Genomic DNA, 25,602 nt, shown 5'->3' on the forward strand with positions numbered 1-25,602 from the left:
AACCCGCGAATATCAGACTGACCGCGCGTCGCAACGACACGCTCACCAACCAGCCGATCACGAAGCAAGAGGCGCCGCCCGGGACATCCCGGACGGCGCCTCACCATGCCCTCTTGACAAGAAGGCACTACATATCAGTAGTCGGGGTCGATCAGGTCGGTCGGCACTTCGGAGGCCGCCGCTTCGTCGACGAAGATCACGGTGCGCTTGCGACCCTTCGCCCCGGCCGCCGGCACGCTCGAGTAGCTCGCTCCCGCGAGCACGAGACCCAGAGCGGATGCCTTCTCGGCGCCCGCGATGACCATCCACACCCGCACCGATGAGTTGATCACCGGGCGGGTCAAGGTGATGCGCTCCGGCGGCAGGCGCGGCGAGTCCCGCACGCTCACGACGGCCTCGTCGATCACGTGGATCTCTGGCCGGTCGGGGAAGAGCGAGGCGATGTGCCCGTCGGGCCCGACGCCCAGGAAGCAGATGTCGAAGACGGGCCACGGCTCATCGTCGGAGGCGAAGCGAGCGAGCTCGGCGGCGTAGGCTGCGGCCGCGGCATCCAGATCGATGCCGTCATCGCTGGCGCCGATGGCGTGGATGTTCTCGGCCGGGATGTCCAGCGCGTCCAGCAGGGCCTCGCGGGCCTGCGCCTCGTTGCGGTCGGCATGGCGTCGCGGCACGAAGCGCTCATCGCTCCACCAGAAGTGCACGCGCGACCAGTCGACGTTGTCGCGCCAGGGGTGACGGGCGGCCGCCCGCAGCACCGCCAGGCCGCTGGTGCCACCGGTAAGGGCGACGTGCACCGTGCGGCCTGCGTCCGCGAGCTCGGTCACCTTGCCGATGAACCTCCCGGCTACGCCCTCTGCGAGGGCCGCGGGGTCGGCCGTGACGACGACCCGCTTCGAGGTGACCTTGTCAAGCGCCATTCTGCTCCAGCGTTGCCGGGGGGCCCAGAAGCTGCCAGGCCTCCGTGATCACTCGACCATACAGGACGTCCGGATCGAGGCGACGGAGCTCCTCCGCAAGGCATTCGCGAAGGGTCCGTCGCGGCAGGACGAGGTCGTGGTCGGGCTGACCGGGCTGCGTCAGCACCGCGATGCCCGGTTCCGGACGCTCGAGCACGATGTCGCCGCTCTCGCGTGTGAGCCGCACGGACTTGATGCCGTGCTCCCACGCGCGGGGGGACTCGTACTCCCAGTCGACCGCGACGTCGAGCTTGAGCCGCAGCCACGCCGCGAGCAGGGCCGTCGACGGGGAACTGGCGGCACCCCGCACCTCGACGGCCGTGACGGGCTCGAAGGGCGGCTGGTCGAGCACGGCGGCAAGCTGCTCACGCCAGTGGGTGAGCCGCGTCCAGGCGAGGTCGGTGTCGCCTGGCGCGTAGTTGTCGCCGAGTGTCGTCAGACGATCGGTCGTGTAGGGCCTGGTCGACGCGTCCGTGATGCGGCGCTGTGCGATGCGGCCCAGAGGGGAATCCCCCGGCACGCGGGGCGGATCATCCGGCCACCACGCGACCACGGGCGCATCCGGAAGGAGGAGGCCGGTGATGAGGCTCTCCGCATTCGAGGAGGCGTCGCCGAAGGCGTGCAGCACGACCACTTCGCTCGCCCCGGCGTCGCCGCCGACTCGGATCTGCGCGTCGAGCTTCGGCGTGTCGCCATCGGACGTCATGAGCACGATGACGCGCATCGGATGTTCCCGTGAGGCGTCGTTGGCCGCGTCGATCGCCTCTTCCTCGAGCCCGTGGCGGGTCGAGATGATGAGCGTCAGCACACGGCCGAGCGCGACAGCGCCGCCTTCTTCCCGCACCTTGACGAGCTGGCGGGCGATCTTGCTGACGGTGGTGTCGGGCAGTTCGATGATCACGGGCGCCTCCAGACGCGGCCGTCGCGGGCCAAGAGTTCGTCGGCGGATGCCGGGCCCCACGAGCCGGGTGCGTACTGCTCCAGCGCGCCGCCCTGCGTTGCCCAGAACTCCTCCACCGGGTCGAGGACCATCCACGAGAGCTCGACCTCTTCGTGCCGCGGGAACAGCGGAGGATCGCCGAGCAGCACGTCGAGGATGAGCCGCTCGTACGCTTCGGGGCTCGCCTCGGTGAAGGCGTGGCCGTAGCCGAAGTCCATGGTCACATCGCGCACCTGCGCGCCGGAGCCAGGCACCTTCGATCCGAAGCGGATCGTGACGCCCTCGTCGGGCTGGACGCGGATGACGAGCGCGTTCTGGCCGAGCTCCGATGTCTGGTTGCGGGAGAACAGGTGCTGCGGCGCCCTCTTGAACACGACGGCGATCTCGGTGACGCGCCGGCCGAGGCGCTTGCCCGTCCGGAGGTAGAACGGCACCCCCGCCCATCGGCGGGTGGCGATCTCGAGCTTGATCGCGGCGTACGTCTCCGTCGTCGAGTCCGGGTTCATCCCGTCCTCGTCGAGGAAGCCGTGCACCTCTTCGCCGCCCTGCCAGCCGCCGGCGTACTGGCCTCTCGCGGTGGCGAGCGACAGGTCCTCCGGCAGGGTGACGGCCGCGAGGACCTTCTCCTTCTCCGCGCGGAGGTCCGCGGCCTTGAGGCTGATCGGCTCCTCCATCGCGGTGAGGGCGAGCAGCTGCAGCAGGTGGTTCTGGATGACGTCGCGCGCGGCGCCGATCCCGTCGTAATATCCCGCGCGACCGCCGACGCCGATGTCCTCGGCCATCGTGATCTGCACGTGGTCGACGTAGTTGCGGTTCCAGATCGGCTCGTACAGCTCGTTGGCGAAGCGCAGCGCCAGGATGTTCTGCACCGTCTCCTTGCCGAGGTAGTGGTCGATGCGGAAGATGGAGTCGGCCGGGAACGCGACCTCGAGCGCCTCGTTCAGCGCCCGCGCCGAGGCGAGGTCGCTGCCGAACGGCTTCTCGATGACGACACGGCGCCACCGGTCCTCGTCCGTCGTGTCATCCACCAGGCCCGAATCCCGCAGCTGCCGGGCGACCTGCGGGAAGTCCTTGGGCGGGATCGAGAGGTAGAACGCGTGGTTGCCCATCGTCCCGCGCTCGACGTCGAGCCTCTCCACGGTGTCGCGCAGCCTCTTGAACGACTCTGGGTTGTCGAACTCGCCGGAGACGAAGCGGATGCCCTGCAGCAGCTGCTCCCACGTCTCCTCGCGGAACTCGGTGCGGGCGTTCTCCCGGACGGCGTCGTAGACGACCTTCGCGAAATCCTGGTCCTCCCAGTCGCGCCGCGCGAAGCCGACCAGGGCGAACCCCGGCGGCAGCAGGCCGCGGTTGGCGAGGTCGTAGACCGCGGGCATGAGCTTCTTGCGCGAGAGGTCGCCCGTGACACCGAAGATCACCAGCGCGCTGGGACCCGCGATGCGGCTGAGGCGACGGTCATCGGCGTCACGCAGCGGATTGTGGCCGCGCGAGATCTGGACAGGCATGTACGCGGTGCGCTCCTACTGGGCGGCTTCGAAGAGCGAGAGCACTTCGAGCTGCGGATCGGTGAGGGTGAGGGTCACGACCGGGCGGCCGTGGTCGGCGAGCACCTTCGCATCGCCTGCCGCCTGCGCCTGGATGAGCTGGCCGAAGGTGAAGGGCCGCTCGGGGATCTCGAGATCGACATCCGTGCTCTCGAGGATCTGCAGGAACACGCCCTGCGCGGGCCCGCCCTTGTGGTACTGGCCGGTCGAGTGCAGGAAGCGCGGTCCCCAGCCGAACGTCGTCGGGCGACCTGAGTCGGCCGCGACGAGCTCGCGCAGTCCGAGCAACTGGGGCAGCTCGAGGCGGTTCACGTACGCCTGGATGGCGACGTATCCATCGGCGGGCAGGCGCTTCCAGAGCGCGTCGAGCACGCCGGCGACCGTTCCGGATGCCGCGAGCTCCGGGTCGCTCACGCGCACCTCGACACCCTCGACGGTGAACGCCGGCGGCGTCGGCTCCGGACGTGCGTCCAGCAGCGCGCGGGTCGCGATCTTCGCCGACTCCACGTCGGGCTGGTCGAAGGGGTTGATGCCCAGCATCCGCCCCGCTATCGCCGTCGCGTACTCCCACACCATGAGCTGCCCGCCGAGCGAGCCGCTGACGAGGATCTCGCCCTCGTGGTGCTCGAACAGGTGGAACTTCTTCGCCTCGTCGACCAGACGCACGATCTGCAGGTCGTCCGGCTTGTTCTCCACCTCGGGCGAGACCGGAAGGAGCACGACCGGCAGGATGCCGGTGCCGTTCTTGCCCGTGGACTCGGCGACGAGCTGCTCGATCCAGTCGGGCAGGCCGACGATGTGCGTGCCGTCGGTGATGAGGCCGAGCTTGTCGCGGCGCGGCGACGTGCCGGCGATCGCGGCGGCCAGCACCAGGGCGGGGTTGTCGGGGCTGTCGATCGCGACCTCGAGCAGCGAGGCCTCGGCCTCATCCAGCAGCTCGGCGATGTCGACGCCCGCGAGACCGGTCGGCACGAGGCCGAACGCCGTGAGCGCGGAGTAGCGGCCGCCGACCGTCGGGTCGGCGTTGAAGACGCGGTAGCCGTCGGCGCGCGCGGCGACGTCGAGCGGTGAACCGGGGTCGGTGACGACCACGATGCGCTCGAGCGGGTCGATGCCGAGGTCGCGGAACGCCGCCTCGAACGCCCGCTTGGCCGAGTCGGTCTCGACCGTGGAGCCGGACTTCGACGAGACGACGAGCACGGTCTGCGTCAGGCCGCCGGCCTCGGCGTCGCCGTCCAGCGCCGCCAGCACCTGGCCGGGGGCGGTGGAGTCGAGGATGACCAGCGGCACCCCTGCGGTCTGCGCGATCACCTCGGGGGCGAGCGACGAGCCGCCCATGCCCGCGAGCACCACGCGCGTGACGCCCTTTGCCACGAGCTCGGCGCGGAGCGCCTCGATCTCGGGCACCAGGGGACGCGAGACCGTGACGGCCTGCACCCAGCCGAGGCGCTTCGAGGACTCTTCCTCGGCCTCCGCACCCCACAGGGTGCCATCGCCCGCGGTGATGCCCGAGGCGACCAGGTCGGTGATGAGCGTGGGCAGGTGGGCGTCGACGGCGGCCTTGGCCGCACCCGTGACGTGGATCTCGAAGCTCATCGGGCGGCCTCGACCCCGCCCTTGAGGGCGGTGGCCACCGTCTCCTGGAGTTCGTGCCAGGAGGCGATGAACTTGTCGACGCCTTCCGTCTCGAGGGTGTGCGTGACGTCGTCGAAGTCCACCCCGGCGGCGCGCAGCGCGTCGAAGTACTCGTGCGCCTGGGCATAGGCGCCGGTCACCTTGTCGCCTTCGATCACGCCGTGGTCGAACGTCGCCTCGAGCGTCTTCTCCGGCATCGTGTTGACGGTGCCGGGGGCTACGAGCTCCGTCACGTACAGGGTGTCGGGCAGCGACGGGTCCTTGACACCGGTCGAGGCCCAGAGCGGACGCTGCACGTTGGCGCCGGCATCCAGCAGCTTCTTCGCCCGGTCGCCCGCGAACTCGCGCTCGTAGAGCTCGTAGGCGAGACGCGCGTTCTCGATGCCCGACTTGCTCTTCAGCGCCTCGGCGCCGAGCTGGGTGAGACGCTTGTCGACCTCGGTGTCGACCCGCGACACGAAGAACGACGCGACGGAGTGGATCTGGGAGAGGTCGTGGCCGGCCGCCTGGGCCTGCTCGAGTCCCGTGAGGTAGGCGTCGATGACCCCCGCGTAGCGCTCCAGGCTGAAGATCAGTGTCACGTTGACGCTGATGCCCTCGGCGATGACCGCGGTGATGGCGGGAAGCCCGGCGAGCGTGGCGGGGATCTTGATGTGGACGTTGGGCCGATCGACGGTTGTCCAGAGCTTCTTGGCCTCTGCGATGGTCGCGTCGGTGTCGTGCGCGAGGTCGGGGGAGACCTCGATCGAGACCCGGCCATCGACGCCGTGCGTCTCGTCGTAGACGTGCCGGAACACGTCGGCGGCGGCGCGCACGTCGTCGGTGGTGATCTCGAAGATCGCCTCGTCGGCGCTGGCGCCGCGGTCGGCCAGGACGTTCACCTGCGACTCGTACGCCGCCCCGTCGGCGAGGGCACCGGCGAAGATGGTGGGGTTCGTGGTGATGCCGGTGACGTTGCGGGTGGCGATCAGGTCGGCGAGGTTGCCGGTCATGATGCGCTGCCGGGACAGGTCATCCAGCCAGATGCTGACGCCGTTGGCGACGAGGGCTGCGGTAGGGGTACTCATGATGCGTTCTCCTTGAGGGTCTCGCGGGCGGCCGCGACAACGGCCTCGGTGGTGATGCCGAACTTCTCGAACAGGGTCTTGTAGTCGGCCGACGCGCCGAAGTGCTCGATCGAGACGCTCCGGCCCTTGTCGCCGACGATGTGCCGCCACGGGAGCTTGATGCCCGCCTCGACGGATACGCGCGCCGTCACGGACGGCGGCAGAACGGACTCGCGGTAGGCGGCATCCTGCTCGTCGAACCACTCCAGCGAAGGAGCGGAGACGACGCGGGCGTGGATGCCTTCGGCGGCGAGCTGCTCGCGGGCGTTCACCGCGAGCTGCACCTCGGAGCCGGTGGCGATGAGGATCACATCGGGCGTGCCGTTCCCCGCCTCGGCGAGCACGTACGCGCCCCTGGCCGCGTTGTCGGCGGAGGCGAACGTGTCGCCGGATGCCTGTCCCTCACCTCGTTCGAACACCGGGATGTTCTGCCGGGTCAGTGCGATACCGGCGGGGCCGGCGTGGCGGCGCAGCAGCTCGAGCCAGACCGCCCCGGTCTCCGCGGCGTCGCCGGGGCGCACGACCGTGAAGTTCGGGATGGCGCGGAGCGCCGCCAGCTGCTCGATCGGCTGATGCGTGGGTCCGTCCTCGCCGAGGGCGACGGAGTCGTGGGTCCACACGTAGATGCTCGGGATGTTCATCAGCGAGGCCAGCCGCACGGCGGGGCGCATGTAGTCGCTGAAGATGAGGAACGTGCCGCCGAACGGGCGCGTCGGGCCGTGCAGCACGATGCCGTTGATGATCGCGCCCATCGCGTGCTCGCGGATGCCGAAGTGCAGCACGCGGCCGTACGGGTCGCCGCTCCACTCGTGGGTGGAGCGCTCTGACGGCACGAACGACGAGGCGTTCTTGATCGTCGTGAGGTTCGACTCGGCGAGGTCGGCGGAGCCGCCCCAGAGCTCGGGCAGCTGCGCGGCCAGGGCGTTGATGGCCGTGCCGGACGCGGCGCGGGTCGAGACGTCCTTGCCCGGCTCGAAGACGGGGAGCGCGTCGGCGATGCCCTCGGGAAGCTGCCGTGCGGTCACGCGGTCCCAGAGCGCCTTGCGCTCGGGGTTGGCGGCGGCCCATGCGTCGAACGCCTGCTGCCACTCGGCCTTGGCGCCGGAGGTGCGCTCCGAGAGGGATCGCGTGCGCTCCAGCACCTCATCGGGAACGACGAAGGTCTCATCCGGGTTCCAGCCGAGCACCTTCTTGGTCGCGGCGAGCTCATCGCCGCCGAGGGCCGAGCCGTGGATCTTTCCGGTGTTCTGCTTGCCGGGGGAGGGCCAGCCGATGATGGTCTTCAGGACGATGATCGACGGCTTGGCCGTCTCGCCTTTCGCCGCCTCGAGCGCGGCGTGCAGCTCGGCGACATCCTCGACATACTCGCCGGTCTTCTTCCAGTCGACCGTCTGCACATGCCAGCCATAGGCCTCGTAGCGCTTGGCGACGTCCTCGGTGAAGGCGATGTCGGTGTCGTCCTCGATCGAGATCTGGTTCGAGTCGTAGATGACGACGAGGTTGCCGAGCTCCTGGTGTCCGGCGAGCGATGATGCCTCGCTCGTGACGCCCTCCTGCAGGTCGCCGTCGCTCGCGATGACGAAGATGTGGTGGTCGAACGGGCTTTCGCCGGCCGGGGTCTCCGGGTCGAACAGACCGCGCTCGTAGCGGGCCGCGTACGCGAAGCCCACGGCGGACGAGAGCCCCTGACCGAGGGGGCCGGTGGTGATCTCGACGCCGTCGGTGTGCCCGTACTCGGGGTGACCGGGCGTCTTGGAGCCCCATGTGCGGAGCGACTTCAGGTCGTCGAGCTCGAGCCCGAAGCCGCCGAGGTAGAGCTGCACGTACTGCGTGAGCGAGGAGTGTCCGGCCGAGAGGACGAAGCGATCACGCCCCGGCCAGTTCTTGTCCGCCGGATCGTGACGCATCACGCGCTGGTAGAGGAGGTATGCGGCCGGGGCGAGGCTCATCGCCGTGCCCGGGTGGCCGTTGCCCACCTTTTCCACGGCATCCGCCGCAAGAACGCGTGCCGTGTCCACGGCCCGCTCGTCGATCTCGTCCCAACGCAGTTCCGACACCGGACCGCCTTTCGTGGAAGGGAGAGCGCTCGCCCAGCTACAGCACCGATCGCCGCGGAGCGGGTCACGACGGGAGGAGGAGCGAGGGCTCGGTGTTTCTTCAGCATAGCGAAGCGGTATTCCGCTCCGGATATGCCTTGACTCATGTGACGTCAGTGTGCCAGCGGTCGGCGCGCCGCAGATGACGTCGCCGTGTCGGCCCCGTTGCGGCGCGCTCTCCTGGCGGCGACAGCAGTTGTGAGGCCGGGGGCGGCCCGGATGGATGCCATAGACTTGGGGGGATCTGCTGGTGATATTACGGGGGCGATGGACATCATGACGACGTCGGGGCTCGCGACACCCGTTGCCCCCCGCTCCATCGGCCGCACGATCCGCGCCTATATCGCGCTCACCAAGCCCCGGGTGCTCGAGCTGCTGCTCGTCACGACCGTTCCGGTCATGATCCTGGCCCAGGGCGGCCTCCCGAACCTCTGGCTCGTGCTCGCCACCGTCCTCGGCGGCTCGATGAGCGCCGGCTCGGCCGCCGCCTTCAACATGTACCTCGACCGCGATATCGACGCGCACATGCAGCGCACGGTGAACCGCCCGCTCGTCACGGGGGAGGTCTCGCCCCGCGGTGCCCTCGTCTTCGCCTGGACCCTGGCCGCGGCATCCACGATCTGGCTCTGGGTGACCACGAACTGGCTGGCGGCCACCCTCTCGGCATCCGCCATCTTCTTCTATGTGGTCATCTACACGATGATCCTCAAGCGCCGCACCGAGCAGAACATCGTATGGGGCGGCATCGCCGGCTGCTTCCCCGTGGTCATCGGCTGGACGGCCGTCACCGGCTCACTGGCCTGGACGCCGGTCATCCTCTTCGCGCTCGTGTTCCTGTGGACGCCGCCGCACTACTGGCCGCTGTCCATGAAGTACAAGGATCAGTACGACGGCGTCGACGTGCCGATGCTCGGCGCCACCCGGTCCGGTTCGCAGGTCGGGCTGCAGGTCATCCTCTACGCCTGGGCAACGGTGGCGTGCTCGCTGCTCCTCGTCCCGGTCGCGCAGATGGGCCTCGTCTACACGGTGTCCGCCCTCGTGTTCGGCGGCTGGTTCATCTACGAATCGCACCGCCTCTACAACCGCGCCGTCCGCGGCACGGAGCCCGCGCCGATGCGGGTCTTCCACGCCTCGATCACCTACCTGACGCTGCTCTTCGTGGCGATCGCGATCGACCCGCTGCTGCCCTTCTAGGCGCCGCGAGCGGCTCGGATGCGGGCCGCTCGCGCGGGATGGCCGATCGGTCGCGCTCTTCCAGAGGCACCGGCTTCGGAGAATGTCTGCGTGCTCGGAAGATTTTCCGGCCGCGGTCCGATGCTCGCGACATCTTCCGAAATTCGTGCCAGCAAGGACGGTGGAGGAGCGACTCCGGATGATGGTGCTGGGGCGCGCCGGTTCCCGATCGGGCTCGGCACGGACGCCAGCCGTGGGCGTGATCCGGTGTCTCGCGCGCACAACGGCGGAGATCGTGGGCGACACGCCGGTGCCGGATGCCGTTGCACGGCGTGTCGGCGATCAGGCCCGCAGTTGTGCTCGGGATGCGCGCCTGATCGGGATGCGCGTGTGGTCGAGTGCGGCCTGCCCGGGATGCGGGCCCGCCCGGGATGCGGGCCTGGCGGAGCTCACCTCGGGTCCTGGGCCCTGAGCGCCGTCTCCTCCGCGTCGATCGCCTGCAGCGCCGCCGCGACGGCCGGCTCCTGATAGCGGCCCTCCGAGCGCGCCTGCAGGACGGCGCCGCGCTCGGCGTCGAGCATCGAACGTCGAAGCCGCAGCTTCGCCTCGAACTGCGGGATCGAGGCGTCAGGGCCATAGGTCTCGAGGGTCTCCCCGAGGAAGCCGGCGTCGGATCGGAGCAGCTCGACGACCCGGGGCTCGTCGTCGCTCGTCGCCTCCTCGTCGAGCCGCTCGATGCCCGCTTGGCGGGCCTCGGCCATCAGCATCCGGCGTTCCGTGAGCTCCTGCATGAGGCTCGGCCTGGGGAGTCGGAGGCGCCGGATGATCCACGGCAGGGCGAGCCCGCCGAGCAGACTCGCGACCACGACGACGAACGCCAGGAACTGCAGGTACTCGCGGCCCGGGGTCTCCTCGGGCAGCAGGAAGACGGCGGCGAGCGTCACCACCCCGCGCACGCCCGCCGACGCGACGGCCACGCCGTTGCCCCAGGCCCAGCCCCGCTCGCGCATCCGCTTCGGCCCGTGCCGGTACAGCGCCGTCGTGCCGAGCACCCACGCGAAGCGCGAGGCCACGAGCGCGAGCAGCAGACCGACGCAGACCCACACCGTCTCCCACACGCCGGGGCCGGTGCGCAGGGCGCCCTCGAGGATCCCGTTCAGGTTCAGCCCGATGAAGAGGAAGACCGCGTTCTCGAGCAGGAACTGGATCGTGCGCCAGTTCAGCCGCTCGGCGACCCGCGCCTCCGCCGAGGAGACGACCGGGGCGCGATAGCCGAGGTAGAGCCCCGTCACCACGACGGCGAGCACACCGGATCCGTGCAGCAGCTCGCCGATCAGGAACGCCGCGAACGGCGTGATCAGCGAGATGCTCGTGTCGAGCACCGCTGATCGCAGCGCCCGACGCACGAACGAGACCAGGAACCCCACGAGCAGCCCTACCGTCACGCCGACCACGACGGCGACGACGAAGTCGATCGCGATGGTCGCCGGTGTGACGACGCTGACGATCGCGGCGATCGATGCGTTCAGGGCCACCAGCGCGGTGGCGTCGTTGAGCAGGCTCTCGCCCTCGAGGATCGTCACGACGCGACGGGGGAGCCCCAGCCGTCCGGCGATCGCCGTCACCGCAATGGCGTCGGTAGGGGCCACGACGGCCGCGAACGCGAAGGCGGCCGCGAGCGTGATGGCGGGGACCAGCAGCCATGCGGCGAAGCCGACTGTCACAACGGTGAACGCGACGAGCCCCACCGACAGCAGCAGGATGCTGTCGTTCCTGGCGCGCACATCGACGATCGAGGTGCGAAGCGCTGCCGCGAAGAGCAGCGGGGGAAGGATGCCGTACAGGATGAGCTCGGGCTGCACCTCGACCTGCGGCACGGCGGGGATGAAGGAGACGAGCCCGCCGACCAGAACGAGGGCGACCGGGGCCGACCAGCCGATGCGGCCGACGACCCCGGTCACGGTGACCGTGGTGATCACGAAGAGGACGATCCAGCTGATCGTGCCGACGGTATCCATCCAGTCAGTATCGGGCCCTCAGCCCGGTGAGCGGGTCAGCGTGTCAGCGGCGCGGGCGGTGCGTCATCGACGGTGTCCGCAGAAGGGCTCGCGACAGGCGCCGGGGCCGGGGTCGCCACGAGGTCGCCGGTCGGCGCCGCATCCCAGGGTCCGGCGTGGGCGTCGACCTGCTCGATGTCGACCACCTCGAGGGGCTCGGAAGGAACGAGGGCCCGCAGCGTGGCGATCGAGAGTGCGAGCAGGATGCCGACGAGTCCGGCGCCGAGCACGACGGCGCCGACGATGACGAGCGACTGCGGGCCGTAGACGTCGGCGGGGGTGGGCGCAGGGCCGCTCAGCGCGGCCGTCATCGCGGTGATCTGCGACAGCGAGAACCACGCACCGTAAGCCACGGCGGCGATCGAGAGCACGACGAGAGCCCAGAAGGGGATGCTGCGCGTGAGTGAGGGGCGTGCGGTGTTCATGTGACGTTCCTTCGGTTGGGATTCCGGGGGCGTACTGCCCGCGGCGTGCACCACGATTCCGCGCGCCTCCGTGCGGTGTGTGTGCGCGGACTATGGGTTGGCTGTGCGCCGGCCGGATGCGACGGAGGCTCGGTCGAGGTCCGGAATGTCGGGGTCGAGGACAGCTCGTGCGGCGGGAACGGGCGCCTTCAGGTGCAGCACGACCGCCGTCATCGCGGCAACGAGGCAGACGGCGAGCACCATGTGGATGTTCACGAGGACGATCGGCAGGCCCGTGCGGGCCTGCAGCAGACCGACGGCGATCTGCACCAGCTCGACCGCGAGGAGCAGCCCGACCCAGAGCCGGAGCGCAGGGGCGACGCGCAGGGCTCCGACCAGCAGCACGACGGTGAGCGCGAAGGTGACGTACCCCGGCCACGCGTGCAGGTGCTGCATCAGCTCGGGGTCCAGGCCGTTGCGCGCCGCGCCTGCATCGCCGGCGTGGGGACCGGCGCCCGTCACGAGGATGCCGACGAGCACGGTGACGAGCACGGCGGCGCTCGTGAGATGCGTCACCGCCGCGTACCAGCGCGGAACCGCCGAGGTGCGCGCGCCGGGTGCGGTGTACACCCGGTAGACGAGCACGGTCGCCAGCGCGACGAGGACGACCGAGGCGAAGAAGTGCAGGCCGACGACGTAGGGGTTCAGGTTCGTCAGCACCGTGATCCCGCCGATGATCGCCTGCAAGGGGACGTAGAGGCCGATCGACAGCGCCAGCCAGAACAGGTCCCGTCGCTCGCTCCGGAAGCGAACGACGAAGAGGAACATCAGGATCGCGACGGCGACCAGCACGAACGTCAGCATGCGGTTCGCGAACTCGATCGCGCCGTGGGCCGCCAGCTCGGGGGTCGGCACGAAAGAGCCGTCGGTGCACTGCGGCCACGTGGGACAGCCGAGTCCGGATGCCGTGAGCCGGACCAGCCCGCCGGTGCCGACGATGCCGATCTGCACCACGAGCGTCGCCCACGCGGCCGCGACGACGCGTCGGTCGATGCGATCGGGCAACCACGCCCAGAGGCGGGCGCCGAGCCGTGGTCGCTGGGTCGTGCCACCGGCGTCGGTCATCGGGTGAAGCCTCCTGGGATTGCCCTCCACGTCTTGCGGGAGGGGCCGGTGCCCGCCCGGCGGAGGGGGCGGAACCTGTAGAATCGAGGTGTTGCGGTGCGCGCGCTGAGCGTTCGACGCATCGCTTCAAGTGTAGGCGCGCGAGACTGCGCCTCGGAGAAGGGCCCACCAGCGGCATCCACCCCCACGAAACCTCGTGGTCTCGGATGTCGGGGCGGATGACACCGTTGAGGCCTAGAGGAGAGTGTGACGTCATGTCTGATGTGCTCATCGACCGACCTGAGCTCGCGGGGCTCGGTACTTACGAATTCGGCTGGCACGACGCCGACGCCGCCGGGGCGATCGCCCAGCGCGGACTGAGCGAGGCCGTCGTGCGCGGCATCTCGACCTTGAAGGACGAGCCGGAGTGGATGCTCAAGGCGCGCCTGAAGGGTCTGCAGCTCTTCGAGCGCAAGCCGATGCCGACCTGGGGAGCCGACCTCAGCGAGATCGACTTCGACAACATCAAGTACTTCGTGCGCTCCACGGAGAAGCAGGCAGGCTCATGGGAGGAGCTCCCCGAGGAGATCCGCAACACGTACGAGCGCCTCGGCATCCCCGAGGCCGAGCGCCAGCGTCTCGTCTCCGGTGTCGCGGCGCAGTACGAGTCGGAGGTGGTCTACCACCAGATCAACGAGCAGCTCGAGGCGCAGGGCGTCATCTTCATGGACACCGACACCGCGCTCCGCGAGCACCCCGAGTTCTTCACGGAGTACTTCGGCACCGTCATCCCCTCCGGTGACAACAAGTTCGCCGCGCTCAACACGGCCGTCTGGTCGGGCGGATCGTTCGTCTACGTGCCGCCCGGCGTGCACGTCGAGATCCCGCTGCAGGCGTATTTCCGCATCAACACCGAGAACATGGGCCAGTTCGAGCGCACGCTGATCATCGCGGACGAGGGCTCGTACGTGCACTACATCGAGGGCTGCACCGCCCCTATCTACAAGAGCGACTCCCTGCACTCGGCCGTCGTCGAGATCATCGTGAAGAAGAACGCGCGCGTTCGCTACACGACGATCCAGAACTGGTCGAACAACGTCTACAACCTCGTCACCAAGCGCGCGATCGCGCACGAGGGCGCGACGATGGAGTGGATCGACGGCAACATCGGCTCGAAGGTCACGATGAAGTACCCGTCGATCTTCCTCGTCGGCGAGCGCGCCAAGGGCGAGACGCTGTCCGTGGCCTTCGCCGGCCCCGGTCAGCACCAGGACGCCGGCGCGAAGATGATCCACATGGCGCCCTACACGCAGTCATCGATCGTCTCGAAGTCGATCGCACGCGGCGGCGGCAGGGCCGGCTACCGCGGTGAGGTGAGGGTGGATGCGAATGCGCACCACTCGGCGAACACGGTGCGGTGCGACGCGCTGCTGGTCGACACGATCTCGCGCTCCGACACGTATCCGGCCATCGACATCCGCGTCGACGACGTGCAGCTGGGTCACGAGGCCACCGTCTCGAAGGTCAGCGAGGAGCAGCTGTTCTATCTGCAGTCCCGCGGCATGCCGGAGGACGAGGCCATGGCCATGATCGTGCGCGGCTTCATCGAGCCGATCGCCCGCGAGCTGCCGATGGAGTATGCGCTCGAACTGAACAAGCTCATCGAGATGGGCATGGAAGGATCGGTCGGCTAGATGACGACCACGACACAGGCACCCGCCCCGGTGCCGGGCTCGACGGCGCACTCCGACGGCGGCTGGGCTCCGATCCAGACCCGATCAGAGCGCCCTCGTTCGTTCCACGCCGCTGACTTCGAGCGGCCGAGCGGGCGTGAGGTGAACTGGAAGCACACCCCCGTCGACCGCCTCTCGCCCCTGTTCGAGAACGTCGACGGCGATGCCGAGGCCGTCACGCTCACCGTGACCGCACCGGATGGCGTCGTCGCCGCGCCCAAGCGCGCGGCGGATGCGCCCCGCGGCGAGGTTTTCGTGCCCGAGGACCTGGCCGCCGCCATCGCCTGGGAGCGTGCCGTGGAGGCGCTGCACGTCCGCATCCCGGCCTCCGCCGAGCTCTCCGAGCCGGTGGTCGTCGACGTGCACGGCAACGGCGGGCTCACGCACGCCAACGTCCTGATCGAGGCCGAGCCGAACTCCCACGCGATCGTGCTGCTGCGCCACAGCGGGTCGGTGCAGGTCGCCGCCAACGTCGAGATCCTCGTCCGCGACGGCGCCCATCTCACGGTCATCACGGTGCAGCAATGGGCGGATGACGCGGTGCACGCGGCATCCCACCAGGCCCGCGTCGATCGCGACGCGACGCTCCGGCACATCGTCGTCAGCTTCGGTGGCGGCGTCGTCCGCGTCAACCCGAGCGTCGAGCTCGCGGGCACGGGCTCGCAGGGCGAGCTCTACGGCCTGAGCTTCTCGGACGCCGGCCAGCACCTCGAGAGCCAGGTCTACCTCTTCCACAAGGGCGCCGAGACCCGCGGCGACGTGCTGTACAAGGGCGCCCTGCAGGGCGCGGGGGCTCGCAGCGTGTGGATCGGCGATGTGCTGATCGGGCCGGATGCCGTCGGCACCGACTCGTACGAGGCCAACCGCAACCTCGTGCTCACCGACGGCGCTCGCGCCGAGTCCATCCCGAACCTCGAGATCGAGACCGGCGACATCCGCGGAGCCGGGCACGCGAGCGCCACCGGGCGCTTCGACGATGAGCAGCTGTTCTACCTGCAGGCGCGCGGCATCAGCGAAGAGGAGGCCCGTCGACTCGTCGTCATCGGCTTCCTCAGCGAGATCGTGCAGCGCATCGGCATCCCCGAGCTCGAAGCAGAACTGTCGGCGGCCATCGAGGCCGAACTCATGGAAGGTACGGCGCTGTGACCGCGACCCGCGTCTGCTCACTCAGCGAACTCGAGCAGGACACGCCCAAGCGCGTCGTCGTGAAGAAGGTGCCGATCGCCGTGGTCCTCGACTCCGCCGGCGAGGTGCACGCGATCGGCGACACCTGCACCCACGGCGACATCTCCCTCGCCGAGGGCTTCGTCGAGGGCGACAGCCTCGAGTGCTGGGCCCACGGCTCCGCGTTCTCGCTGCGCACCGGCCACCCCCTGAACCTCCCCGCGTATGAGCCCGTCCCCGTCTACGTCGTCGAAATCGACGGCGACGACGTGCTCATCGATCCGAACGTCACGAAGGAAGTCTGAACATGGCAGTGCTCGAGATCCGCGATCTGTACGTCACCGTCGAGACGGATGCCGGCACCACGCCCATCCTGAACGGCGTCACGCTCACGATCCGCACCGGACAGACCCACGCCATCATGGGCCCCAACGGCTCCGGCAAGTCCACCCTCGCGTACACGATCGCCGGTCACCCCAAGTACAAGGTGCAGAGCGGCTCGATCACGCTCGACGGCGACGACGTGCTCGCGATGACCGTCGACGAGCGCGCCCGCGCCGGCCTCTTCCTCGCGATGCAGTACCCGGTGGAGATCCCCGGGGTCACGGTCACGAACTTCCTCCGAACGGCCAAGACCGCGATCGACGGTGCGGCCCCGCCCATCCGCACGTGGACCAAAGACGTCAAGCAGTCCATGAAGAACCTGCGCATGGACCCGAAGTTCGCATCGCGCAACGTCAACGAGGGCTTCTCCGGCGGCGAGAAGAAGCGTCACGAGATCCTGCAGCTCGAGCTGCTCAAGCCGCAGATCGCAGTCCTCGACGAGACCGACTCCGGCCTCGATGTCGACGCGCTGAAGATCGTCTCGGAGGGCGTGAACCGCGCCAAGGCCGAGACTGATCTGGGCGTGCTGCTCATCACGCACTACACGCGGATCCTGCGCTACATCCACCCCGACTTCGTGCACGTCATGATCGGCGGGCGCATCGTCGAAGAGGGCGGGCCCGAGCTCGCAGACCGGCTGGAGGACGAGGGCTATGACAGGTACCTCGAGGCCGTCACAGATGTGGAAGCGTAGAATCGCCGTATGAACGCGACGCTCACACCGCAGAAGTTCGACGAGGTGACCGAGGCGCTCAAGGACGTCATGGACCCCGAGCTGGGCATCAACGTCGTCGACCTCGGGCTCATCTACGACCTCGGCTGGGATGACGAGAACGACGCGCTCGTCATCCACATGACGCTCACCAGCGCGGGGTGCCCGCTGACCGATGTGCTCGAGGAGCAGACGGCGCAGGCCCTGGATGACGTCGTCGACCGGTTCCGCATCAACTGGGTGTGGATGCCGCCGTGGGGTCCGGAGCGGATCACCGACGACGGTCGCGACATGATGCGCGCGCTCGGCTTCGCGATCTGACCCTTCGACAAGCTCAGGGCAGGCCCAACGGCGAAGGCACGCCGTAGGCTCGTGTGGTGACGATCGACGCCCGCACCGAACCCGTCCAGGCACTGCCGCTCGAGCGGCTCCGTGAGCGGACGAGCGAGAAGTGGCGCGAATACGACGCGGATGTCCTCCCGATGTTCGTCGCCGAGACGGATTTCCCCCTGGCGCCCGCGATCAGCTCCGCCCTGCACCGCGCCATTGACCTCGGAGACACGGGCTACACGGCATCCCGCAACCCGCTGGCGGGGGCCTACGCGGAGTTCGCGCAGCGGCGCTACGGGTGGACCGTCGACCCCGCGATGGTCCGCTCGACGGCCGACGTGAGCCTGGGGATCGTAGAGATCCTGCGCCGCATCACAAACCGTGGCGACCGTGTCGTGGTGACCCCGCCGGTCTACCCGCCGTTCTACGACCTGATCGAGGAGGCGGGCGCCGTGGACGAGCGCGTCCCGCTCCTGCGCACCGCGACCGGCTGGGAGCTCGACCTGGACGGGATCGAGGCGGCGTTCGCCGCGGGAGCCCGCGCCTTCCTGCTCTGCAACCCCCACAACCCCACCGGAACCGTGCACTCGCGCGAAAGCCTGGCGGCCCTCGCCCGCCTCGCCGCGCGGTTCGGCGTTCGCGTGGTGAGCGACGAGATCCACGCGCCGCTCACTCAGCCGGGGGTGCCGTTCACCCCGTTCCTGGATGCCGCACCCGAGGCTCGCGAGATCGGCTTCGCCGTGGCATCCGCGAGCAAGGCCTTCAACCTCGCCGGCCTGAAGTGCGCCGTCATGGTGACCGCGGGGGAGCGGCCCGGCCGGATCGTGCGCGGGATGCCGGTGGAGGTCGAGTGGCGCACGTCCCAGCTCGGGATGCTCGCGAGCGTGGCGGCACTCTCTCCCGAGAGCGATGCGTGGCTCGACGGGCTGCTCATGACGCTCGATCAGAACCGCCGGCTGCTCGCGGATCTGCTGGCCGAGCACCTGCCGGGTGCGCGGTACATCGCGCCGGATGCGGGCTACCTCGCGTGGGTCGACCTCACGGCCCTGGGCTGGGGACGCAACCCGGCCAAGCGCATCCTCCGGGACGCGAAGGTCGCGTTCCACTTCGGGCCGGCGTTCGGCGAAGAAGGGGTCGGGCACGTTCGCATCAACTTCGGCTGCTCCCCCGAGGTGCTGCGGGAGGCGATGGAGCGCGTGGGTGCGCTCGTCGACTCGTGACCGAGCAGCGCACCCGCGAGGAGCCGACCGGAATCTGGGACCCTCGCGTCGTCTGGGTCACGATCGGCTCCGTCGCGCTCGTCCTGCTGGCAGCCGTGCAGGCACTCGCCGTCACGACGGTCATGCCAGTGGTGAGCCGGGAACTCGACGGTGCGGCGCTCTACGCGGTGGCGTTCTCGGCGACCCTCGCCACCAGCGTGATCGGGATGGTCGCGACCGGTGCTTGGTCGGATCGGGCCGGCCCCATGCCGCCGCTCCCCGCGGCGACGGGCCTGTTCGTGGCGGGGCTGCTCATCGCCGGGCTCGCACCCACGATGGAGCTCCTCGTGCTCGGCCGCCTCGTTCAGGGGCTGGGAGCCGGCGGTCAGACGGTAGCGCTCTACGTCGTGGTGGCCCGGGTCTATCCGTCGGCCCTGCACGGCCGCGTCTTCGCCGCCTTCGCGGCGGCATGGGTCGTGCCGTCACTGGTCGGGCCCTTCCTCGCGGGCGCCGTCGCCGAGTTCCTGCACTGGCGCTGGGTCTTCCTCGGCGTCGCCGTGCTCACCGCGGTCGCCTTCGCGATGGTCGTGGTAACGCTGCGGGGCGTCGACATGCACTCGAACGGTACGGGGAAGAGCGGCGGGGTGGCAACCCGCCTCGGACTCGCGGTCTTGGTGGCGGCCGGCGCCCTCGCCCTCGGCCTGTCGGGCCAAGTGCCGGCATTCGGGTGGGCCGTGGCCGCGGCATCCCTCGTTCTCATCGGCCTCGCCGCCCGCCGCCTGCTGCCTCCGCACACCCTGCGGGCGGGTCGGGGGCTGCCGAGCGTCGTGCTGATGCGAGGACTCATCGCCGGAACGCTGTTCGGCGCCGAGATCTATGTGCCCTACCTGCTCATCGACCGCTACGACTTCTCACCGACGCTGGCCGGCCTCGGTCTGACGGTCGCGGCCCTGGCGTGGGCCGCGTTCGCCGACGTGCAGGGGCGGTTCGGCGACCGGCTGGGCAACAGGCGGATCACCCTGATCGGGATCACGCTTCTGGCGACATCCACCGCCACCGCGTGCGCGACGGCGCTGCTCGGTCTGCCGCCGGCGGTGCTGATCGCCGGCTGGACGCTCGCCGGCGCGGGCATGGGACTCATGTACGCCCGGCTGACCGTGCTGACGCTCGCGTACTCGACGCCGCAGAACCAGGGCTTCAACTCGTCGGCGCTGTCCATCTCGGACTCCATCGGCGCATCGGCTTCCATCGCGGTGATGGGACTCGTCTTCACGGCGCTCCAGACGGTGGATGCCGGGTTCCCGGCGGTCTTCGCCCTCGCCACCGGTCTCGCCCTCGTCGCGCTCGTGCCCGGTCTGCGGCTCGGGCACGCGCACGAGGCCTCCGCGGTCCGCGCCGCGTGAAGGGCCTCGTTCCACGAAGTCGCCGTCGAGTGAGCCGCCCGGTCGAGTGACACGCCGGGATTTGGCCCCGGAAGAGAGGTAAGGCTACCCTTACTGGGTGAGCTCTTCCACCGCACTCCGCACGCGCCCCGCGTACCGCCCCTATGCCGCGACGGTGGCCGAGGTGCAACGGCTCTCCCCGCACTTCGTGCGCGTCGCCTTCACGGGTCCCGACTTCGAGGTGTTCGGCACGGCGGGTCTCGACCAGCGGGTCAAGCTCATCCTGCCGCTCGAGGACGGCACGCTCAGCGACATCGGTCAGCACGACGATGAGGCGATCGACGCGGGGGACTGGTACACCGCGTGGCGGGAGATCCCCTCCGCGACGCGCAGCCCTCTGCGCACGTACACGGTCCGCCGGATCGATCCCGCCGCCCGCCGGCTGCTCGTCGACTTCGTCGTGCACCACGACGCCGGTCCGGCCGGCAGCTGGGCGGAGCAGACCGCGGTCGGTCAGGAGATCGTGGTCGTCGGACCCGATCAGCGAAGCGAGGGTTTCCGACTCGGACTCGATTGGCACCCCGGCACCGCCCGCCGGGTCGTGCTGGCGGGCGATGAGACGGCCGCTCCGGCGATCTGCTCGATCCTCGAATCGCTCGACGAGTCCTACGCCGTCGATGCGTTCATCGAGGTTCCGACCGCTGACGACTTCCTCGAGGTCGACCTGCCGACCGGCTTCCGGGTCACGTGGCTCGCGCGCGGAGACCGTGCGCACGGCGCCGCCCTCACCGAGGCGGTCACCGGCTGGAGCGCCGGAGCGGCGGACGTCCTCGCCGCCGCGGCGTCCCCCCGGCGTCAGGAACTCGCCGAGGTCGATGTCGACGTCGATCTCCTGTGGGACAGCCCGGACGACTCGGACGGCGAGTTCTACGCCTGGATGGCGGGGGAGGCGGCCATGGTCAAGGGCCTGCGCCGTCACCTGGTGCAGGGGTGCGGGGTGGATCGCAAGCGCGTGGCCTTCATGGGCTACTGGCGCCTGGGCCAGTCCGAGCGCCAGGAATGACCACCGCTCGCGATCGACGAGGGCGTCTGCTGCTTCTTCTCGCGGTCGCGCTGCTCCTGCTCCTGATCGGTGCGAGCCTGGCGATCGGAGCGCGGCCCGTCGCGCCCGCGGTGGTGATCGACGCCATGCTGCGGCCGGACATGTCGATCGCCGACCACACCGTGATCCTCGGCCAGCGCGTGCCGCGCACGGCGATCGGGGTGCTGGCCGGAGCCGCCCTCGCCCTGGCGGGCACGCTCATGCAGGGTCTCACCCGCAACCCGCTCGCCGACCCCGGTCTGCTCGGCGTCAACGCCGGCGCGTCGGTGGCCGTGCTCGCCGCGATCACGCTCCTCGGCATCACCGCGCCTTCCGGCTTCGTGTGGTTCGCCTTCGCGGGCGCCGCTGTCGCGTCCGTCGTCGTCGCGGCGATCGGAACGCGCGGTCCGGACGGCTCCAGTCCCGCGAAGCTCGCTTTGACCGGCGCCGCCGTGACGGCGGGGCTCACCGCCGTCACGATGCTGATCCTGACCACCTCCATCACGGCGTTCGACGTCTTCCGCTACTGGCAGGTCGGCGGCCTGACGGCGCGCGGGCTCGACACCGTCGCGGTCGTGCTCCTGCCTCTCCTCGTGGGTGCGATCATCGCCTTCACGTCGGCGCGTGGGCTCGATCTCATGGCTCTCGGAGACGACACGGCCACCGGTCTCGGGCACAGCGTCGCCCGCACGCGTGCGCTCGGCATCGTCGCGACGGTACTGCTGTGCGGCAGCGCGACCGCCATCGCCGGGCCGATCGTCTTCGTCGGCCTGCTCGTGCCGCACGCACTCCGAGCGCTCATCGGGGGCGACTACCGCTGGCTGCTGGCCATCGGTGCCCCCGCGGGCGCCGTGGTGCTGCTCGCGGCCGACGTGCTCGGACGGGTGATCGCGCTGCCGGGCGAAGTGCAGGCGGGGCTCGTCGTCGCCTTCGTAGGCGCTCCCGTGCTGATCTCCATCGTGCTGCGGCCGGGGCGGGTGACGCTGTGACGTCGTCCGTGCTCGAGATCCGCTCGCTCGTCCGTCGGCGCCGGACCACGGTCGTGGTCTCGGTCCTCCTCGCGGTTCTCGCCGTGGCGATGCTGTCGCTCTCCATCGGCGACTACCGGATCGCGCCGGCTGACTTGTGGCGCACCCTCTGGGGCGGCGGCGAGCGCGTGGAGTCGTACGTCGTCTTCCAAGTGCGCGCGCCCCGGCTCGCGATGGCGCTTCTCGTCGGTGCCGCGCTCGGCGCGGCCGGCGGGCTGCTGCAGTCCCTCCTGGGGAACCCGCTCGCGAGCCCGGACCTGCTCGGAATCAGCGGCGGCGCGGGCGCAGCAGCGGTGTTCGCGCTCCTCATCCTCGGCGTGGGCGGTCCGCTGCTCGCGGCCGCGGCGTTCCTCGGCGGGATCGCGGTCGCCGCATTCCTGCTGCTCGCCGGCCGGCACCGCGCGGACGGCGGCTATCGCCTGATCCTCGCCGGCGTGGGAGTCGCCTTCCTCAGCGTCGCCATCACGAATTACCTGATGGTGCGGGCTCAGGTGGAACTGGCCCAATCGGCCCTGATCTGGCTCACCGGCAGCCTGGCATCGACGCCGTGGTGGAACGTCGCCACCGTGCTCATCGTCCTCGTCATCGCTACGCCGGCGGTCGTCGCGTGTGCGCGCTGGCTGCCGATCACCCAGATGGGGGCGCCCACGGCCGCGTCGCTGGGGGTGCGGTCCTCGACCGTGCGGCTGGTCACGATCCTCACCGCCGTCCTGCTGACCGCCGTGACGTGCGCGTTCGTGGGTCCCATCGCCTTCATCGCGCTCTGCGCCCCGGCCATCGCGCGGCCGCTTCTCGGTCACGGCGCGGTCGGCATCGGCACGAGCGCCGCGACCGGCGCCGGCCTGCTCGCGGCGGCCGACCTCGTCGCGCAGTTCGCTCTTCCGGGCGTGTCGGTTCCCGTCGGCGTCGTGACCGGCGCGATCGGCTCGGTGTTCCTGCTCTGGCTGCTCGCCACATCGAAAGGACGGCACCTGTGACCACGGCATCCGCCCCACGTCTGTCGGCCAGAGGTCTCTCCGCCGGCTATCCGGGCCGCCGCGTCATCGAAGGCCTCGACCTCGACTTCGCGCCGGGACGGATGACGATGATCATCGGTGCCAACGCGTGCGGCAAGTCCACGCTCCTGAGCGTCCTCGCCCGCGTCAACGAACCCCTTGCGGGAACGGTCGAACTCGACGGAGCCGACGTCTCGACGCTGCCGCGCCGGCGGTTCGCCCAGAGCGTCGGCCTGCTGCCGCAGCATCCCACCGCCCCCGACGGGCTCACGGTCGCCGAGCTGGTCTCGCGCGGCCGCCACCCGCATCGTGGGCTCTTCCAGCGCTGGAGCGCGGCGGACACGGCGCGGGTGGACGACGCGATGGCGAAGACCGGCGTCCGCGCCCTCGCCGATCGCCCGGTCGGCGACCTGTCGGGCGGGCAGCGCCAGCGCGTGTGGATCGCCATGGCCCTCGCTCAGGAGCCCCGTGTGCTGCTCCTCGACGAACCGACGACCTTCCTCGACCTGAGCCACCAGATCGAGGTGCTCGATCTGCTGCGCACCCTGAATCGCACAGACGGCACCACCATCGTCGTCGTGCTGCACGAGCTCAACCTCGCCGCACGCTACGCCGACGACCTCGTCGTGATGAGCGCGGGACGGGTCGTCGCGCACGGCGAGCCGTCCGCGGTGCTCACCCGCGAGGTGGTGTCGCAGGCGTTCGACCTCGAGGCCCTCGTGATACCCGACCCCCTCACCTCCACCCCCCTCGTCATCCCCGTCCCCGGCGGCGCCCACGCCGCCGCGGACGAGGCATGACGCGACCGAAAGGAAAGTCCCGCATGTCCTCATCCACCTCCCGCCTGAGCGCCCTCGCCGCGCTCACGGTGGCCGGCGGGCTGGTCCTCGCCGGCTGCGCCGGCACCCCCGGCACCGAGACCGCCGGCTCCTCCGACGCCCCCGCCGGCTCGGCGGACGCGTTCCCCGTCACGTTCGAGCACATGTACGGCGAGACGACCATCGAGTCCGCTCCGGAGCGCATTGCGACCTGGGGCTGGGGTGCCACCGATGCGGTGCTCGCGCTCGGCATCGTGCCCGTCGCGATCGCCTCGATGGACTACGGCGGGGGCGACAACCGCATCACGCCATGGGTCGAGGATGCCATCGCCGACCTCGGCGGCGAGGAGCCAGCGATCCTCGACAACGCCACATTCGAGCTCTCGGTCGAAGAGCTGCTGGCGTCGGACCCGGATGTGCTCATCGCGCCGTACTCGGGTCTGACGCAGGAGGAGTACGACGCGGTCACCGGCGCCGGCATCCCCGTCCTCGCCCCCGCAGAGGCGCTCTGGTCCACTCCGTGGCGCGAAGTCATCACCGAGACGGGCAAGGCGCTGGGTCTGGATGCGGAGGCGGAGCAGGTGCTGGCCGACCTCGACCAGCAGGTGGCCGACGCCGCGGCGGAGAACCCGGAGTTCGACGGCACCACGATCGCGTACGCGGCCGACGACGTCGACACGTTCTACCTCTATCTGCCGGCCGACCCGCGCGTGGAGATCCTCGAGGACCTCGGCTTCGTCACCGCCGAAGCGGTCACCGCACTCGACACCGGAGAAGCCACGTTCTACACCACGGTCAGCAGCGAGAACCTCGACCAGATCGACGCCGAGGTGATCTTCACCCAGGTGGACAGCGAGGACGAGCTGCAGACCTTCCTCACGTCCGACCGGACGAAGCTCATCCCCGGCGTGGCATCCGGTGCCGTGGGTGCCATCGTCGGAGAGGAGAACGTCGCCGCCATCTCGCCGACGGCGCTGACCCTCCCGTGGATCCTGCCCCAGGTGGTCGAGCAGCTCGCGGCCGCCACGGCGGCGGCTCAGGGCTGATCAGCTCGAACATGGCGAAAGCCCCGGCCATCCCGCCGGGGCTTTCGTGCGTTCAGGATGCCGCGGCACTCACTTGCGGGCATCGAGGGCGCGAACACCGCGCCACGCGAGCGGGATGGCGAGGGCGGCGATGGCGGCCTTGATGACGCCACCGGCGATGAACGGCAGCACGCCCGCCTCCATCACCGACGCGAAGGTGATGTCGACACCCATCACGCTGCTGAGGATGAATGCCATGTACGGAACGCCGACGAGGAACGGGATGACGCTGGCCGCGACGAAGCCGACGAAGGCGAGCACGGGCTTGCGGTCCCACGCACGCTCGGCGAACCAGCCCGCGACGAAGGCCGCGGGGATGAAGCCGACGATGAACCCGAACGAGGGCGACAGCACGTAGGCGGGGCCGGCGACCGGACCGGCGAAGATGGGGAGCCCCGCGAGGCCGAGCAGCATGTACGTCGTGAGGCTGGCGGCGCCTCGCTTGGCGCCGAGCGCGGCGCCGACGAGGATCACGCCGAGCGTCTGGCCGGTGATGGGCACCGGGCCGATGAAGAACGAGACCTTGGCGAGCACCGCGACCAGGGCGACACCCGTGAGGACGAGCGCCGTGTCGAGGGCGAAAGCCCGCGCCCGTGACGAGGGACGGGCGATCACATCGGCGAGGACGCGACGGGGCGAGGGGGCGACGGCGATGGCTGACATGGGACTCAGCCTA

At 70.0% G+C, this 25,602-nt stretch carries 23 protein-coding genes; 13 read left to right on the plus strand and 10 right to left on the minus strand.

Translation table 11 applies throughout. From position 1 onward, the window contains the following. Positions 1-134: 134 nt before the first annotated feature. The 6 genes from pgl to tkt are packed head-to-tail and all read right to left on the minus strand — an operon-like array spanning position 135 to position 8,238. Positions 135-917 (minus strand): 6-phosphogluconolactonase, encoded by a 783-nt coding sequence (gene pgl / locus ACPW96_RS10180; protein ID WP_425818058.1) that lies wholly within the window; start codon positions 915-917, stop codon positions 135-137. Then, positions 907-1,857, minus strand: a complete 951-nt coding sequence (locus ACPW96_RS10185; RefSeq protein ID WP_425818060.1) for a glucose-6-phosphate dehydrogenase assembly protein OpcA — start codon at positions 1,855-1,857, stop codon at positions 907-909. The genes pgl and ACPW96_RS10185 overlap by 11 nt, the downstream gene beginning before the upstream one ends. Beyond that, positions 1,854-3,401: a glucose-6-phosphate dehydrogenase gene (zwf, locus tag ACPW96_RS10190; RefSeq protein WP_425882968.1), complete on the minus strand. Its 1,548-nt coding sequence runs from the start codon at positions 3,399-3,401 to the stop codon at positions 1,854-1,856. The genes ACPW96_RS10185 and zwf overlap by 4 nt, the downstream gene beginning before the upstream one ends. A 15-nt stretch (positions 3,402-3,416) precedes the next feature. Next, entirely contained in the window at positions 3,417-5,036 is a 1,620-nt protein-coding gene (locus tag ACPW96_RS10195; RefSeq protein ID WP_425882970.1) for a glucose-6-phosphate isomerase, read from the minus strand. Further along, positions 5,033-6,142, minus strand: a complete 1,110-nt coding sequence (gene tal, locus ACPW96_RS10200; RefSeq protein WP_425818066.1) for a transaldolase — start codon at positions 6,140-6,142, stop codon at positions 5,033-5,035. The genes ACPW96_RS10195 and tal overlap by 4 nt, the downstream gene beginning before the upstream one ends. Then, the gene (gene tkt / locus ACPW96_RS10205; RefSeq protein ID WP_425882971.1) at positions 6,139-8,238 is read right to left on the minus strand and encodes a transketolase; all 2,100 of its coding nucleotides are present in this window, start codon (positions 8,236-8,238) and stop codon (positions 6,139-6,141) included. Before tkt ends, tal begins: the two co-directional genes overlap by 4 nt. Before the next feature lie 306 nt (positions 8,239-8,544). Between tkt and ACPW96_RS10210 the strand changes: the two genes are divergently transcribed. Then, positions 8,545-9,471: a heme o synthase gene (locus tag ACPW96_RS10210; RefSeq protein ID WP_425882973.1), complete on the plus strand. Its 927-nt coding sequence runs from the start codon at positions 8,545-8,547 to the stop codon at positions 9,469-9,471. A gap of 428 nt (positions 9,472-9,899) precedes the next feature. Here ACPW96_RS10210 and ACPW96_RS10215 read toward each other — a convergent pair whose 3' ends face one another. The 3 genes from ACPW96_RS10215 to ACPW96_RS10225 form a co-directional block, all read right to left on the minus strand. Further along, on the minus strand, positions 9,900-11,468 hold the full coding sequence (locus ACPW96_RS10215) for a Na+/H+ antiporter (RefSeq protein ID WP_425818070.1): 1,569 nt from the start codon (positions 11,466-11,468) through the stop codon (positions 9,900-9,902). Between the two features lie 35 nt (positions 11,469-11,503). After that, positions 11,504-11,932 carry a dinucleotide-utilizing enzyme gene (locus tag ACPW96_RS10220; RefSeq protein ID WP_425818072.1) on the minus strand — a complete coding sequence of 143 codons (429 nt, stop codon included), beginning with the start codon at positions 11,930-11,932 and terminating at the stop codon, positions 11,504-11,506. 90 nt (positions 11,933-12,022) lie between these two features. Further along, positions 12,023-13,036: a COX15/CtaA family protein gene (locus ACPW96_RS10225; RefSeq protein WP_425882975.1), complete on the minus strand. Its 1,014-nt coding sequence runs from the start codon at positions 13,034-13,036 to the stop codon at positions 12,023-12,025. 254 nt (positions 13,037-13,290) lie between these two features. Here ACPW96_RS10225 and sufB point away from each other — a divergent pair, with 254 nt between their 5' ends. From sufB to ACPW96_RS10285, 12 genes are all read left to right on the plus strand, one after another. Beyond that, positions 13,291-14,709 (plus strand): Fe-S cluster assembly protein SufB, encoded by a 1,419-nt coding sequence (gene sufB / locus ACPW96_RS10230; RefSeq protein WP_425818076.1) that lies wholly within the window; start codon positions 13,291-13,293, stop codon positions 14,707-14,709. Then, positions 14,710-15,894: a Fe-S cluster assembly protein SufD gene (sufD, locus tag ACPW96_RS10235; protein WP_425882977.1), complete on the plus strand. Its 1,185-nt coding sequence runs from the start codon at positions 14,710-14,712 to the stop codon at positions 15,892-15,894. Then, positions 15,891-16,217, plus strand: a complete 327-nt coding sequence (locus ACPW96_RS10240) for a non-heme iron oxygenase ferredoxin subunit (RefSeq protein ID WP_425818080.1) — start codon at positions 15,891-15,893, stop codon at positions 16,215-16,217. The genes sufD and ACPW96_RS10240 overlap by 4 nt, the downstream gene beginning before the upstream one ends. Before the next feature lie 2 nt (positions 16,218-16,219). Further along, a complete protein-coding gene (sufC, locus tag ACPW96_RS10245; protein WP_425818082.1) occupies positions 16,220-16,990 on the plus strand; it encodes a Fe-S cluster assembly ATPase SufC in 771 nt (256 codons plus the stop codon). 9 nt (positions 16,991-16,999) lie between these two features. Next, entirely contained in the window at positions 17,000-17,329 is a 330-nt protein-coding gene (locus tag ACPW96_RS10250) for a metal-sulfur cluster assembly factor (protein WP_425818084.1), read from the plus strand. A gap of 56 nt (positions 17,330-17,385) precedes the next feature. Continuing rightward, a complete protein-coding gene (locus ACPW96_RS10255; protein ID WP_425882978.1) occupies positions 17,386-18,558 on the plus strand; it encodes a MalY/PatB family protein in 1,173 nt (390 codons plus the stop codon). Further along, positions 18,555-19,940 carry an MFS transporter gene (locus ACPW96_RS10260; protein ID WP_425882980.1) on the plus strand — a complete coding sequence of 462 codons (1,386 nt, stop codon included), beginning with the start codon at positions 18,555-18,557 and terminating at the stop codon, positions 19,938-19,940. The genes ACPW96_RS10255 and ACPW96_RS10260 overlap by 4 nt, the downstream gene beginning before the upstream one ends. Positions 19,941-20,037: 97 nt before the next feature. Further along, complete coding sequence (locus ACPW96_RS10265; protein ID WP_425882981.1) at positions 20,038-20,982, plus strand: siderophore-interacting protein; 945 nt, start codon at positions 20,038-20,040, stop codon at positions 20,980-20,982. Continuing rightward, positions 20,979-21,989, plus strand: a complete 1,011-nt coding sequence (locus tag ACPW96_RS10270) for a FecCD family ABC transporter permease (protein ID WP_425882983.1) — start codon at positions 20,979-20,981, stop codon at positions 21,987-21,989. The genes ACPW96_RS10265 and ACPW96_RS10270 overlap by 4 nt, the downstream gene beginning before the upstream one ends. Next, the gene (locus ACPW96_RS10275; protein WP_425818094.1) at positions 21,986-23,005 is read left to right on the plus strand and encodes a FecCD family ABC transporter permease; all 1,020 of its coding nucleotides are present in this window, start codon (positions 21,986-21,988) and stop codon (positions 23,003-23,005) included. Before ACPW96_RS10270 ends, ACPW96_RS10275 begins: the two co-directional genes overlap by 4 nt. Beyond that, entirely contained in the window at positions 23,002-23,823 is an 822-nt protein-coding gene (locus tag ACPW96_RS10280) for an ABC transporter ATP-binding protein (RefSeq protein WP_425818096.1), read from the plus strand. Before ACPW96_RS10275 ends, ACPW96_RS10280 begins: the two co-directional genes overlap by 4 nt. Before the next feature lie 23 nt (positions 23,824-23,846). Further along, positions 23,847-24,887, plus strand: coding sequence for an ABC transporter substrate-binding protein (locus tag ACPW96_RS10285; RefSeq protein WP_425882985.1), 1,041 nt, complete (start codon positions 23,847-23,849; stop codon positions 24,885-24,887). A gap of 69 nt (positions 24,888-24,956) precedes the next feature. Here ACPW96_RS10285 and ACPW96_RS10290 read toward each other — a convergent pair whose 3' ends face one another. Next, the gene (locus ACPW96_RS10290) at positions 24,957-25,589 is read right to left on the minus strand and encodes a biotin transporter BioY (protein ID WP_425882987.1); all 633 of its coding nucleotides are present in this window, start codon (positions 25,587-25,589) and stop codon (positions 24,957-24,959) included. Positions 25,590-25,602 lie beyond the last annotated feature (13 nt).

It is taken from the genome of Micromonospora sp. DT81.3, from assembly GCF_049847225.1.
In the GTDB taxonomy this organism is placed as follows: domain Bacteria; phylum Actinomycetota; class Actinomycetes; order Actinomycetales; family Microbacteriaceae; genus Microbacterium.

Coding starts and splice junctions, on each gene's coding strand:
- sufC (WP_425818082.1), top strand. CDS start 16,220: ATGGCAGTGCTCGAGATCCGCGATCTGTACGTCACCGTCGAGACGGAT.
- ACPW96_RS10220 (WP_425818072.1), bottom strand. CDS start 11,932: ATGAACACCGCACGCCCCTCACTCACGCGCAGCATCCCCTTCTGGGCT.
- ACPW96_RS10250 (WP_425818084.1), top strand. CDS start 17,000: ATGAACGCGACGCTCACACCGCAGAAGTTCGACGAGGTGACCGAGGCG.
- zwf (WP_425882968.1), bottom strand. CDS start 3,401: ATGCCTGTCCAGATCTCGCGCGGCCACAATCCGCTGCGTGACGCCGAT.
- pgl (WP_425818058.1), bottom strand. CDS start 917: ATGGCGCTTGACAAGGTCACCTCGAAGCGGGTCGTCGTCACGGCCGAC.
- sufB (WP_425818076.1), top strand. CDS start 13,291: ATGTCTGATGTGCTCATCGACCGACCTGAGCTCGCGGGGCTCGGTACT.
- ACPW96_RS10270 (WP_425882983.1), top strand. CDS start 20,979: ATGACCACCGCTCGCGATCGACGAGGGCGTCTGCTGCTTCTTCTCGCG.
- ACPW96_RS10195 (WP_425882970.1), bottom strand. CDS start 5,036: ATGAGCTTCGAGATCCACGTCACGGGTGCGGCCAAGGCCGCCGTCGAC.
- ACPW96_RS10225 (WP_425882975.1), bottom strand. CDS start 13,036: ATGACCGACGCCGGTGGCACGACCCAGCGACCACGGCTCGGCGCCCGC.
- ACPW96_RS10290 (WP_425882987.1), bottom strand. CDS start 25,589: ATGTCAGCCATCGCCGTCGCCCCCTCGCCCCGTCGCGTCCTCGCCGAT.
- tal (WP_425818066.1), bottom strand. CDS start 6,142: ATGAGTACCCCTACCGCAGCCCTCGTCGCCAACGGCGTCAGCATCTGG.
- sufD (WP_425882977.1), top strand. CDS start 14,710: ATGACGACCACGACACAGGCACCCGCCCCGGTGCCGGGCTCGACGGCG.
- ACPW96_RS10215 (WP_425818070.1), bottom strand. CDS start 11,468: ATGGATACCGTCGGCACGATCAGCTGGATCGTCCTCTTCGTGATCACC.
- ACPW96_RS10210 (WP_425882973.1), top strand. CDS start 8,545: ATGGACATCATGACGACGTCGGGGCTCGCGACACCCGTTGCCCCCCGC.
- ACPW96_RS10285 (WP_425882985.1), top strand. CDS start 23,847: ATGTCCTCATCCACCTCCCGCCTGAGCGCCCTCGCCGCGCTCACGGTG.